13 protein-coding genes are annotated in these 11,467 nt (G+C 43.9%); 4 read left to right on the top strand and 9 right to left on the bottom strand.

Features of this window, described 5'->3' with window-relative positions:
- Window positions 1-164: 164 nt before the first annotated feature.
- From ACMVP2_RS04675 to ACMVP2_RS04665, 3 genes are all read right to left on the bottom strand, one after another.
- On the bottom strand, window positions 165-635 hold the full coding sequence (locus ACMVP2_RS04675) for an OsmC family protein (protein WP_339792539.1): 471 nt from the start codon (window positions 633-635) through the stop codon (window positions 165-167).
- A 122-nt stretch (window positions 636-757) separates the two neighbouring features.
- Entirely contained in the window at window positions 758-1,291 is a 534-nt protein-coding gene (locus ACMVP2_RS04670) for a hypothetical protein (RefSeq protein WP_416866908.1), read from the bottom strand.
- A gap of 40 nt (window positions 1,292-1,331) precedes the next feature.
- On the bottom strand, window positions 1,332-1,856 hold the full coding sequence (locus ACMVP2_RS04665) for an RNA polymerase sigma factor (RefSeq protein WP_416866907.1): 525 nt from the start codon (window positions 1,854-1,856) through the stop codon (window positions 1,332-1,334).
- 259 nt (window positions 1,857-2,115) lie between these two features.
- Between ACMVP2_RS04665 and ACMVP2_RS04660 the strand changes: the two genes are divergently transcribed.
- Complete coding sequence (locus ACMVP2_RS04660) at window positions 2,116-2,697, top strand: hypothetical protein (RefSeq protein ID WP_416866906.1); 582 nt, start codon at window positions 2,116-2,118, stop codon at window positions 2,695-2,697.
- A 44-nt stretch (window positions 2,698-2,741) separates the two neighbouring features.
- Window positions 2,742-3,362, top strand: a complete 621-nt coding sequence (locus ACMVP2_RS04655) for a hypothetical protein (RefSeq protein ID WP_416866905.1) — start codon at window positions 2,742-2,744, stop codon at window positions 3,360-3,362.
- 11 nt (window positions 3,363-3,373) lie between these two features.
- On the opposite strand, the gene ACMVP2_RS04650 is transcribed toward ACMVP2_RS04655, so the two are convergent.
- Entirely contained in the window at window positions 3,374-3,868 is a 495-nt protein-coding gene (locus ACMVP2_RS04650; RefSeq protein ID WP_416868191.1) for a GTP cyclohydrolase, read from the bottom strand.
- 214 nt (window positions 3,869-4,082) lie between these two features.
- Window positions 4,083-4,955, bottom strand: coding sequence for a M55 family metallopeptidase (locus tag ACMVP2_RS04645; RefSeq protein ID WP_416866904.1), 873 nt, complete (start codon window positions 4,953-4,955; stop codon window positions 4,083-4,085).
- A 295-nt stretch (window positions 4,956-5,250) separates the two neighbouring features.
- Between ACMVP2_RS04645 and ACMVP2_RS04640 the strand changes: the two genes are divergently transcribed.
- Window positions 5,251-6,024, top strand: a complete 774-nt coding sequence (locus ACMVP2_RS04640; RefSeq protein WP_416866903.1) for an HNH endonuclease — start codon at window positions 5,251-5,253, stop codon at window positions 6,022-6,024.
- 39 nt (window positions 6,025-6,063) lie between these two features.
- On the opposite strand, the gene ACMVP2_RS04635 is transcribed toward ACMVP2_RS04640, so the two are convergent.
- The 4 genes from ACMVP2_RS04635 to ACMVP2_RS04620 are packed head-to-tail and all read right to left on the bottom strand — an operon-like array spanning window position 6,064 to window position 9,978.
- The gene (locus tag ACMVP2_RS04635) at window positions 6,064-6,930 is read right to left on the bottom strand and encodes an HIT domain-containing protein (protein ID WP_416866902.1); all 867 of its coding nucleotides are present in this window, start codon (window positions 6,928-6,930) and stop codon (window positions 6,064-6,066) included.
- On the bottom strand, window positions 6,927-7,979 hold the full coding sequence (locus tag ACMVP2_RS04630) for an HNH endonuclease domain-containing protein (RefSeq protein WP_416866901.1): 1,053 nt from the start codon (window positions 7,977-7,979) through the stop codon (window positions 6,927-6,929). The genes ACMVP2_RS04635 and ACMVP2_RS04630 overlap by 4 nt, the downstream gene beginning before the upstream one ends.
- Window positions 7,980-7,986: 7 nt before the next feature.
- On the bottom strand, window positions 7,987-8,799 hold the full coding sequence (locus ACMVP2_RS04625) for a phospholipase D family protein (RefSeq protein WP_416866900.1): 813 nt from the start codon (window positions 8,797-8,799) through the stop codon (window positions 7,987-7,989).
- A gap of 39 nt (window positions 8,800-8,838) precedes the next feature.
- Window positions 8,839-9,978 carry a phosphoadenosine phosphosulfate reductase family protein gene (locus ACMVP2_RS04620; protein WP_416866899.1) on the bottom strand — a complete coding sequence of 380 codons (1,140 nt, stop codon included), beginning with the start codon at window positions 9,976-9,978 and terminating at the stop codon, window positions 8,839-8,841.
- Between the two features lie 1,008 nt (window positions 9,979-10,986).
- Here ACMVP2_RS04620 and ACMVP2_RS04615 point away from each other — a divergent pair.
- Window positions 10,987-11,421 carry an HU family DNA-binding protein gene (locus tag ACMVP2_RS04615; protein ID WP_416866898.1) on the top strand — a complete coding sequence of 145 codons (435 nt, stop codon included), beginning with the start codon at window positions 10,987-10,989 and terminating at the stop codon, window positions 11,419-11,421.
- Window positions 11,422-11,467 lie beyond the last annotated feature (46 nt).

Raw genomic sequence — 11,467 nt, 5'->3', positions numbered from 1 at the left:
ATTGGCTTTGTGGCTTTTAGAATATTCTATAGAATTTTGATCAGGTCAAAAGACTCGGTGCAAATATCAAAATAATTTGATCATGCCAGCTTGAATTTCGACAAAAGGGCAAAAGATATCGGTGATTTCTTTCGCTTACTCGACTTTGGATAAAGTCAGTGTCATTAGAGCATCCTCACGGTTGGCTCATGCCTTACCTTAAAATTAACCGACCTCGCAATAAAACACATCTCGTTGGCTTTGTGATGCAGCCTTTTGGTTTCATCAACTCTTGCGGCATCGGTTATTGTAACAGCAGGCCTCAGCACCACCTCACTGAACTGCCCGCTGCCGTCAGGGTTTTCCACCATGGTGCCCTCGGCATTGTCTGCATACTCGGTAACCACAATGCCGGCATCGGAACACAGGTGTAAAAACCACAGCATGTGGCAGGAAGATATAGAAGACAGAAACAGCTCCTCTGGATTGTGCCTGCTTTTGTCGCCCCGAAAGGACGGGTCGGAGGAGGTGAGAATGTCGGGCTTTCCGTCGATGCTGACCGTGTGGCTCCGTTCATAGTCACGGTAGCCTGAGGTGCCGGTGCCTTTGTTGCCTGTCCAGCGAACAGTGGATTGATAGTGGTGTGTTTTGGCCATTTAAAGTTAAGGGTCAATTATTGCATGAATTAACGGCGTTGGCAGGTAAAAGATGCAGTGCTTTTCTGTCATTTTAATCAGGATTTATCGCCCTGTGCATTGCCAATACCACCGTCAATCGTTCAAGAAAATTCCCGGTCCCCGATCAATTTATCACGCAGGCTCTCTAGTTTTCTTTTTCTCGGCAAATGTACCCTGCGCAACTCCCACGTAACCACTAAATAAGACAGCACGAAAGCCCCCAGTACCAACAGGTATTTCTCCCACGAAGCGTTGTTCAATGCCAGGTTAGGGAATGAAAAGATGGCTGCAGGCAGCAAGAACCACCACACGAACGTTTTGGCAAAGGTAACAAGGTAACCTGCGTTTTTGATAGCCTGATCAAGTTCGGCAAGCATCGATTGGTCAAACCTGTTCTCACTCCTCTTTCTCTGACGCCGACTGAAGAACACAAAAACACCAATAACAAGGAAAGCCAGCCCACCCACGTACGAATAGGCACTTTCCTGATCACGTATTGCATCAATCAGTAGAAATCCTCCTGTTACTGTGGCAATGAACATCATGCCGATCTCATTGACATGAGCCAGCCAACCGGTTTTGTTTTTGTGCTGATGGATGCGCTGGTGCAGCGCTGTTTCATTAATAGCGTACATAGGTTCGTTATTTTGAGTGTCCCAAATTTTTTTTAAATCCTCAAACTCCATAGTGCTCATATTTTTTAGATTGAGTGGTCAAATGTTTTTTGATCCGGTGAATCTTAACGCCAATATTGGTTTCGGTTAAACCCACCATGTCGGCCATTTCTTTGTAGCTGAAGCCATCGAGTAGCAGCAGGGTAAGCGACCGCTCTACTTCGCTCAGCAAAGCGATTTCGGCGTAGAGCCACGCCAGCTTTTCGTCGTTGTGCGTCGCTTGTTCCTGTAGCAACAAGGGGTGTGCTGAAGGCAGCCCTTCTATCGACTCCCGGCCATCGGTGTGCTTCTTTTCTTTCATCGACCAGCGCATGGCGGTGTTTAGCGACACCCGGTAAAGCCAGGTGCTCGCCGCTGACTCATGCCTGAATTTTGGAATAGAATGCCACACCTGAATGGTGATTTCCTGAAAAAGGTCATCCCGGTCAAACTCCGTAAACGCATAGGCCCGCACTACTTTAAAGAGGAGGGCTTTGTATTGCCTAAGCCAGGTGTCGAAAATGTGTTGCTGTTCGCTTTCCTTCATTTTTACCGAATGGTTACTTAGCTAGTACCGGGCTCTGTGGATTTCTTACAGAATGAAGGTAATTATTTAGAATAAGTGAAAGAGGTTGCTTTCTACTACAAGCAAAGGCACCCTCTTTAATTCCTGCTCTTTGGAATAAGTTTTACATAATATTTTTGAAAATGAAAGCCTTTGTTGGGACAGTTGAACTTATAAAAGCATGCAATTCAATAATAATTCGGTATAATTATTGTTATCCTACCGATTAAAACACATACCTATGAAAAAATTTCAACTAGCTTTTCTCCTTTTGCTCTTCGCCGGGTCGGCTTACGCCCAGTTTGAAGACACCAAATTTGTGATCGGGGCTGCGGTCGGTTTTAACAATGATGCGCTCTCTGGTGTATCCTCCATAGGAGTTGTTCCTTCTTTCGCAAAGACCATTAAATCAGATGCCTTGATTGGACTGTCAGGTGGATACTACACGACGATTTTGAAAAACGACGACTCTAACTCCAAAGAAACCTGGAACAACCTGCGCACGGGCATATTCTACCAAAAATTTTATGGAGTAGCAGAGCGGGTGTTTTTTAACTGGAGGGTACTTGCAGGAGTAAGCTTTAACAATCAGGGAAACAATTCCTCCACGTACGACAATCGAGGATATAATTTTAGCCTGGTGCCAGGGTTTAGCTGGAAAGTAATGGATAGCATTATCTTGAACGCATCGCTCGGTGAAGCAGGCTACAGCTATCAAAGCCTGTCTTCCGGCGCTCCGAACGCTTCGGTTGATATCAAAAACAGCCAGTTTAATATTCGGTTCAATAACCCTCAGTTCGGAGTCACCTTTCTAATTAAATAAAGACCATAAACTTCAGAAATAGGGAACCCTAAAAAATTCAAACTATGAAAAAGACTCAACTAGCTATAACGTTTGTCTTAATTTGCTCTGCGTCTTTTGCGCAATTTGACAGCACAAAATATGTGATCGGAGGGCTGGTGAATTATGGTACTAGTCAAAATAAGACTAAAAATATTAATGATAGTCAAACGAACTCAACTTCTTCATTTTTTTTCAGCCCATCAATCGCCAAACCAATAAAGAGCAATGGTTTGATGGGAGTTGAGCTTGGCTTTGGAGCTGGCTCCAGTAAAAATAAAGGCGGGAATTTTGAAAGTATGGGCACGAATCAGCATTACAGCCTGGGTGTGTTTTATCAACGGTTTTACACCATTACCAATAAGATTTACTTTAACTGGAACGGTAGGGCCCGGGTAGGTTTGAATAAGTCTGTAAGTGAATACACCCTGAGTGAAACGTTTCAATCGAAAACAACCGAATATACTACTTCCTATGACTTAACGGTCACACCTGGTATAAGCTGGAAAGTGATGGACAGAGTTTTACTGAATGGGTCCATAGGTGGTGCAGCTTTTCAGTTAAATGACAGGGAGGGGGGGAGCGACACTTCTTTTTCTATTTTCTTCAATAACCCCCAATTTGGGTTTTCTTTCCTTTTGAACTGAAAAAATGATGGTCAGGTGGGCACTGTGCCCACCACTTTCACACCATAGCTGGTGAGCGTTTCGGTTTTATTTGCATTCCCGGTAATCATGCGAACAGACCTCACTTCAAGGTCTTTCAGTATCTCGGCTGCAGCCCGAAAGTCCCGGGCATCTCTTTTGAAGCCGACGGCTTCGTAGGCATCGGCTTGCTTCACACCCTGGCGCTTGTGCTCCACACTTTTGAGCAAGGCAAAGTGGCCATTGCCCTTTCCTTCCTGCTCCAGCCAAATCACAATGCCCTTGCCTTCTTGTTGTATGAGCTGCTGCGAGGTTTCCATTTGCTCCCGGCAGTCGCACTCAATGCTGTTGAAGGCATGGCCGAACAGGCACGACGAGTGCACCCTGCAAAGCACTTCCTCCCCATCTTTCACATCGCCCATCACCAGGGCAATCGACTCTTTCTGTCCGTCGTAGTAGAGCACCTCATGGTACTCCCCATATTTTGTTTTGAGGTTGCCCTCGGCCATTTTAACGATCATAACACTTTCCTTTGAAGCCGTGAAGGTAGCGAACGTTGGCAAAAGCTGAAAAGCAAGGGAGGTGGTGAGTGGAGACACTCACAAAACACCATCAGGTTTCCGGGTGTGTCTTCCTGCCCGTATCACACATCAGGTTTCCTGGTGCTTCTTCACACCAGGAGGCTACCACCAACGTTTCCTGGTGTGTCTTCACACCAGGAAGCTACCACTGCAAATACTTATAAACAATCCTGATCAGCTTGTACGCCTCCTCCATGTCTTTGGCCTGGTACGACACCGTGTAGCCATCCACCCGCTTCATGCCTGGGATGCCCATGGCCACATCGGCACGGGTGGGGGCGTCGACCTTCAGCACAAACTCAATGGGGTTTTGCACTGGCAGAGGTTTGGCATTTTTGATGTCCTTCAGGGCTGCTTTGGTTTGTGCCTGTAGCTCTTTTTTCACCACGTCGGGGTGGAGGAGTTTGGCGGCGCTGGAGCCAATGGCTTCCTTGGTGGTAACGGTGCGCACCGCCGGTATCAGCTTTTTGATTTCCTCGGTGAAGGTTTTGTCGCCGCTGGCCAGGATGACAGGCACACCTACAGCACCAGCGAAAAAAGTGTTTAGTCCGCCTTCGCCCACCTCGGTGCCATTGATCCAAAGGCCTTTTACCGAGCCGGAGCCGGTATGCGCCAGAAAGCCATTTTCAGTGCCGGCCATGGCGTGGTAGCCGATGTAGATCACCCCATTGAAGGTGGCGTCCAGTCCCTGCACCATGCCCAGGGGCTTGATATTGCTCTGGATATACTCCACCCGGGGATCGAGCTGGGTGTGGAGGAGGTTTTGCATGTCGCCGTGGCTGTCGTTCACCACTATGGTGGCGGGGCCTGCTTCAAAAATGGCCGCCACCACGGCATTCACCTCGTCGGTCATCAGCTTGCGGCCCGTGTCATAGTCTTTGCCGCCGCTGGTCATTTTGGCCGTGCCAATGCCGCCTATGCCCTCCATGTCTACAGAGATAAAGAGCTTCACAGGTTGGGGCTGAGCCATGGCTGTGGTGGAAACCAGCAGGAGCAGGAAGAGAAGTTTTTTCATGAGAGGAGGTTGGGTTGATAAAAGCATCTAACAAAAAAAAGGTGCGGATACAATTTAGCAGGTTGGAGGGAAAAAACTAAGGCAGGTGTGATGGGAGGGGGTATGGTGCACCATTTCAAAAACATCGTGACGTTGCTGTTCAGCGTGGTTTTTTGAGAGGATGGGCATTGCTATAATATGGTTCAAAGAAAAATAAGGCGAATAAAAAAATTGATGTAACTTTCATAGACATGGATCAAAAGAGCTGATCTAAAATAGAGAAAGTTCCGGTCATAACCTTCTTAAACAATATCGCATGCCCATTAAAAACCTCTGGACAAGGGAAGAACTGATAGTTGCGCTTAATCTTTATTTAAAGCTTCCTTTTGGTAAGCTGCATACTGGAACTCCTGAAATCGTGGCTTTAGCTCAACTGATAGGAAGGTCTGTTAATTCCGTTGCAATACGGCTGAACAACTTTGCGCATGTAGATCCTTTCCATCAAGAAAGAGGCATAAAAGGATTGTCGGGCGGAATAAAACAGGTACAACCAATCTGGAACGAATTCATCAACAACCAAGAAGAACTACTCTTCGAGAGCGAAAGGATACTTGCCGAGAAGGAAAGTCTATCTTTGGAGAAGAAGTTTGAGAAATTATTAAGTGGCACGGAGCATCTGAAAGGTGAAACCAAAATAAGAGAGGTAAAAACTAGGGTAAATCAGACAGCATTTAGGCAGATGGTACTGGCAAACTACGATTTCAGGTGTGCAATGACTGGAATAGACATTCCGACTCTACTTGTTGCGAGTCACATCATCCCGTGGGCTCAAAACGAGCAAGAACGTCTTAATCCGGAAAACGGGATCTGCCTTTCTCCTCTATACGACAGGGCATTTGATCAAGGCCTTCTCGGAATAGACGGCAATTACAAAATTATTCTATCAAAAGGGCTAAGGGATTATGTAAAAAAGGCTTTCTACCAGCTGCATTTTGGCCAACTAGAGGGTGCCAGCCTGCAGATGCCAAGGAAATATTGGCCTAGGAAGGAGTTCTTGGAATGGCATGCGCAAAATATAATCATTACTTAGACAGCAAAGTTCACTACGGCGATAAAGCGTGTGATTTGCCTATTTCGAGTACGCAGTTTTCCCTTTAATAACACCTCGTACCCCGCCTGTCGGATTTTCCACATCATGTTCAAATCTCGGGATAAGGTGTATATGAGCATGAAAGACTGTCTGTCCCGCTGGCTTATTAATGTTGATACCAATGTTGAAACCGTCTGGATTGTATATTTTAGTTATGATTTCCTTTACCTTGTTTATAAGAAACCAGCAAGCGCTTTGCTTTTTAAATGATAGATCGAAATAATTGGGCTCGTGGTTCTTAGGTATTATTAGGGTGTGACCTGGGTTCACTGGATATTTATCTAGAATTGCATAGGCGGTGGCTGATTCTGCTATCAGTTCCAGATTTGAGGCTGGTTGGCAAAAGGGGCAAGAGGTTTTTATACTTCGTTTCAACTGGTTGTAATGGCGATATTCATATATCTCGCAATTCTCATTCTTAAAAAAGGTATTGTAGGGAAGTGTTACATTACATTGATAGGTAGGCTTCTGGTGTATCTTGTGAGTGCGAAAGCCTTCAAACTTAACGTCTCTACGAACTGCAAAGTAAGCTTTGCCGGTTGGTTTTAGTAATTGAGAGATTTCAATTAGTACCGTTGTTTGTTCTTCGGGCATCAACACATTCAGTACATAAAAACATATTATAGTGTCATACTTCTTGGTTGGGTAGCTAGGTAAATAGTACTTGTCATACCCATCAATAGTAATTCCTTTTTCTTTTAGAAGCTTCACATCCCTACCAAACCCGCAACCAAAATCAAGTACGTTTCCGTCTAGTACATTTTTGTTAAGCAGTATTCGGGCAGGATAGGAAAGTGTGTCTCTTTCCTTAGCGGTTAGGTGATTGTAAAGATTCTGCTGGTTCATGTCATAAACTGAAATCCGTTGTTCGAAGCAATAGTAACAAGAGGTAGAAGCCGATCTCGAAATTTTTCCTTTGTGAAATTCTGAGGAAGTGATGTTATCTCATCCAAATCGGGGAATATGGTGAGATACTCCAGCAGATGTTTACTATTTGGAGTCTTGGTTTTTACTATTTCAATCGCCTGTTTTTGCAGCGAGAAGAAAGGGTCGAAATACTTCTCGAAAAGTGGAAGCTTATTGCTTTTGGAACTATTGAAGGAAGAATCAGCTGGAATCAAGTTCCAGATTAGATCGTGTGATACAAAAGCATGTGGAATAAAATGCTCTACTGCGTAATTTCCAACTGTAAGTCTCTTGCCAGTATAAATACAGTCAACTCCATCAACTTCTTTTAACACTACGTCCCAAAATTGATTTCGTTGCTTACTAAGGCCGCTTCGAGCAGCTGGCTTTATGAGCTTATTCGGTATATCTGGAACGTTGGGGTTTCGAGCTTGTAGGAAAAGGCTAAGGTTCCAAAAGCAAAAGTCTTTTAAAAACCTAGCGTTCGTTTGCAGGTAAGATAGCCACTCTGAGTTGATGATAATTTCATTGGCGGTCACTGCATACAAAGACTTTTGGCTGTAGGATTGAGATGCTTTATAAATCTCAGACTTTGTTCTGCCTGGGAACCATGGAGACAGAAACCAGTGGGGCACTTGTCTATCAAAATGCTCTAGGAAACTAAGAGAGTTGCTATTTTTGGTAGTGGCCAGAACTTCGTAGACTTTACCTCTGTCTTCGTCTACCGTGAGTGACTCGGTGACTTTAAGATTTTCAATTGCCCGCTGGAGTTTATCGGCTACGCCAAATGAAATATGGAAATAATTGATTGTGTACCATGCGTTAGCCACCATTCGGGCGAACAGTTGTTTTTTTTGAATACTCAAGACCCCAAGTTCTACTGACTGAAGGATTGAGAGAAACCAGTAGTATTTGTATGTAGCGACAGTGTTATTGAAGCATGCTGCTAGTTTTTCAGTGGGGAGTGACTTGTGCTCGGGGAAATTCATTGAATCGTTAACTTAGAATTGATTTAGCTTGATTCCAGTTCTTTTTGAGTATAGGTCTTTCAAAACTGTTTTCGCCATTGGACACTTCACCTGAAAAATGGCAAAACTTTTCAGGATAGTCTTTTCTTTTGTACTTATTCCATTCTTTGTAAGCTAAATCCGCAAATGGCATTTTTGGATTGAAAGAAATCTGAACTCCAGTTCTGATGCAATATCCTATCGGTTTCTGACTATCAGAAGATAGCGACTTTGCTAGTGGCTTTGTAGATTGAAAATGACTTTGCAGCTCGTCAAACGTGACCTTCGAACCGATGTAGGTTGAAGAGATACCCCACAGTTTCTCTTCAAAATCGGCCTCTTTTTTATAAAGCAACCTGCTATTTTCAATAACTTCCTCAAAATAACGAGTCGCTTGTTCGTCAAGGGGGTCGCTTATAACTCTTCCCATTCTCGTCAAAATTCCAAATTCAATATTGTTGTTTTGAGAGTAATCGTAAAGATTCATTGAACTCAAAATAGCGGAAGTCTCGTTGGCGTAATATTTGGCATGCAATCGAGGCTCATATCGAATTTCTACATTTGGTAGAGTTTTAAGGAATTCCAAATCCTCCGAATTCAGACTTTTAGATAATTCACCTTCATTTTTGCCGAATACAACTGTTATCTCGAGCTTGTGGCTTTGAATCTTGGCTTTTAGAATGTCCCTAAACCTGACATGAAGCTTGATATAGGGGGAAATAATATACAGAAGATCATTTGCTGATTCAAATAGCGTCTCTAGTTCTGCATTTAGACTGCTGCCTTTTAAAAATTTCCCCATTTTAGTAGGTGTTGTGTTTAGTTCCTATCAGTTCGAGGGCTATATAAAACAAGATGGACAACCATTACTTTCAGTTCCGTCAAGAATATCGAGCAGGAATTTAGAACCTTTAGATTTCTGCCTATTCATCCTTTTTAGGTGCTCCTCTTTAATGTTCCTGATTCGCAGAGGGCTAATCAAGTCTTTTAGTGACTCATTTTGGTTCCAGGTAAAGCCCTCCTTTTCGTTTTCGTATTCCATGGCCTGAGCAAAGAGAGTTGGGTGTTGTTCATAGAGCCATACCCACTCTATCTTTTGCTGGAAAAAGCAGAAATAACAGCCGGATCGGCTTCTTGCATATTCGCCCGTGTCCCCATTGACAGAGTAGTCCAATTTTTCGTAATAGGCGGGTACGCCTACGTTGCTTTCTCTCAGCAGTTTGAAAATATCATCCCTTACTAGCACTTCCTCATTGTCGAGTAAGGGATAGTCCTCTTCAAATGAGAGTGGATAATTTCTGCTCTTCAGAAAACGAAAGGCTGCGTGATTGAAATTAGCCACGCCCTGGTCGAAGAGGTCGACTAATTTTTCAAGCAATATTTTCCTGTTGTGCTCTGGATTGCGTTCGATAAACTCAAGTGGCGTGCGAAGAATTTTTGTGGCTTTATCGAAAGCTTCTCCACTAAGCATTCCAGCATAGAGTTCAATTACCTCTTCCGTCTGCGCATTGCTCAGCATGTCTTTCACGACCTCTTCGCTCCATATGTTTTGGCGAAACGGGAAGATCGACTGAATATTGGCTTTACGGGAGATATATCCCTCTCTGTCTTCATCGCCCCGTATGCCCACGTAGGATACCACGGAGTTGTCGCCCACAAACTTCTCAAAAGGTTCCAATTTCATTTTTTTGGTACACCAGCGAGCGACATTGGAAGGAAGATAACCTCTATATATCTTATAATAATAATCAAAGGGGTTTTCTCCGACCGCTCGGGCATCATCTGACTCTAAGCGAGTGATCTTTTTGCCTAAGTAACCTTCTAGGCGCTCAATAAGCTGATAAGTTTCATCAAGCTCTTTACCGGTATCGCAGAAATAGTAAGTAAGGTCGATTTGGGGATATTTGTCTCTTAAGTATATAGCTAAAGCAGCACTATCTTTCCCGCCGGATATGCCTAATAAATGCTTTAGTTCACTCATCTAATCGTTACCTATGTTTATAGTGCATCGTGAAATGAATATACAAAAAAGTTGCATTATTTTAGATTTTCGTAATTGAACACTCGCCTTGCCGATTGTTCGACTCACCTCAATAACTGACTAGCTAAGGATGGCCTCCACGTGGCGAGAAGGAATTTACACCGGCCCCCACCCACACCTACCGCTAAACCTTTTAGCATCTACCGCAAGACCGATCTGAATCTACGCCTGGACCGACTTGAATCTAGCGCTAGATTGAACCCTATCTACAGCTAGTTGGACCTGCATCTACAGCAAGATCCAACTCCATCTACAGCAAGTCCGGCAGGCAACTAGCCCAAGATGCTTCTGTGACAAGCGCAAGACCGATCTGCATCTACAGCAAGACCGACTTCCATCTAGCGCTAGACGGACCTTCATCTAGCGCTAGATCAGAGTGAATCTACAGCTAGATGAGACTGCATCTACAGCTAGATGGGAAAGGATCTACCGCTAGATGAGAAAAGACCATTTTGACCATCATAAATTTATTGAAAATGAAAGTCCTTGTATAAGGAATAAGTACAATTATCTGCTAACTATTGAGGTCTTAAGCTTAGAGCAGAAACATCCTGGATTTGATAATTTTGGTGATGGGCGAGTTGCGTTATTACAATCGATTGAAATAACTATTAACGCACTAATTTCAAACGTCTTTATACGAAAAAATTACCGAATAGATACATAAAAACACTTTTTACCTGTGTATTTTTTAACATTTTCAGTCTAAGAAAAATAATATATATTTTTTTCAACTGAATTCTCGTGAAAAACACTTTTTGGCATCAATATTGAAATCATTTTTACTGTACACAACGAGCTGATTTCTCCCTCTTCAGAAGTTTCGCTGGAGGCGCCACAGGGGTTCTTTTGCAAGAGTGATGAGTTGACTCAGGGTACACAAACCGGGGACGCTGGCCAGCCCTCCATTTTCAAAATCATTTTATTCACATTTTAAATTTAATAGTAATGGACTCAATTCAATATAAAGTAATTCGTCGTGGACAGCCGGGAGTGGCTGGCGGAGGCGAAATGAAGTACTACGCTTTTATCAAGCGGGATCGTGTAATCACACTAAGGGAAATTGTGCAGGAAGTGACGGCCAGGAGCACCCTTACCAAGGGCGATGCGCTCAATGCCATCGAAAACTTCCTGGACCTGATTCCGATGTACATGAGAAAGGGCCATGTGGTAGACTTGGGGCAGCTGGGCAACTTCCGCATCAACCTGAGCAGCAAAGGCAGTGAAAAGCCTGAGCAGGTGAGCATTTTCAGCATCAAAGGCACGAAGGTGTTGTATACACAGAGTGACGAGATGAAGAGAAATCTTGCCCAGCTGAAGTTTACCAGATCGTCAGATGCGTTTGACAACCTGGATGTTGAACCAAACGAGGAGGCTGCATGAGTAGCGTAGTACATGTTGCTGTCGGCGTGCCAATTGGCAAGAGCCA

It is taken from the genome of Imperialibacter sp., from assembly GCF_048007035.1.
In the GTDB taxonomy this organism is placed as follows: Bacteria; Bacteroidota; Bacteroidia; order Cytophagales; family Cyclobacteriaceae; genus Imperialibacter.
Note: the sequence above shows the minus strand (reverse complement) of the source record. Positions and strands in the feature narration are given on the sequence as shown.

Bases quoted from the DNA above. Each gene is read 5' to 3' on its own strand.
- ACMVP2_RS04675 (WP_339792539.1), bottom strand. From the start codon at position 635: ATGGCCAAAACACACCACTATCAATCCACTGTTCGCTGGACAGGCAAC.
- ACMVP2_RS04670 (WP_416866908.1), bottom strand. From the start codon at position 1,291: ATGTACGCTATTAATGAAACAGCGCTGCACCAGCGCATCCATCAGCAC.
- ACMVP2_RS04665 (WP_416866907.1), bottom strand. From the start codon at position 1,856: ATGAAGGAAAGCGAACAGCAACACATTTTCGACACCTGGCTTAGGCAA.
- ACMVP2_RS04660 (WP_416866906.1), top strand. From the start codon at position 2,116: ATGAAAAAATTTCAACTAGCTTTTCTCCTTTTGCTCTTCGCCGGGTCG.
- ACMVP2_RS04655 (WP_416866905.1), top strand. From the start codon at position 2,742: ATGAAAAAGACTCAACTAGCTATAACGTTTGTCTTAATTTGCTCTGCG.
- ACMVP2_RS04650 (WP_416868191.1), bottom strand. From the start codon at position 3,868: ATGGCCGAGGGCAACCTCAAAACAAAATATGGGGAGTACCATGAGGTG.
- ACMVP2_RS04645 (WP_416866904.1), bottom strand. From the start codon at position 4,955: ATGAAAAAACTTCTCTTCCTGCTCCTGCTGGTTTCCACCACAGCCATG.
- ACMVP2_RS04640 (WP_416866903.1), top strand. From the start codon at position 5,251: ATGCCCATTAAAAACCTCTGGACAAGGGAAGAACTGATAGTTGCGCTT.
- ACMVP2_RS04635 (WP_416866902.1), bottom strand. From the start codon at position 6,930: ATGAACCAGCAGAATCTTTACAATCACCTAACCGCTAAGGAAAGAGAC.
- ACMVP2_RS04630 (WP_416866901.1), bottom strand. From the start codon at position 7,979: ATGAATTTCCCCGAGCACAAGTCACTCCCCACTGAAAAACTAGCAGCA.
- ACMVP2_RS04625 (WP_416866900.1), bottom strand. From the start codon at position 8,799: ATGGGGAAATTTTTAAAAGGCAGCAGTCTAAATGCAGAACTAGAGACG.
- ACMVP2_RS04620 (WP_416866899.1), bottom strand. From the start codon at position 9,978: ATGAGTGAACTAAAGCATTTATTAGGCATATCCGGCGGGAAAGATAGT.
- ACMVP2_RS04615 (WP_416866898.1), top strand. From the start codon at position 10,987: ATGGACTCAATTCAATATAAAGTAATTCGTCGTGGACAGCCGGGAGTG.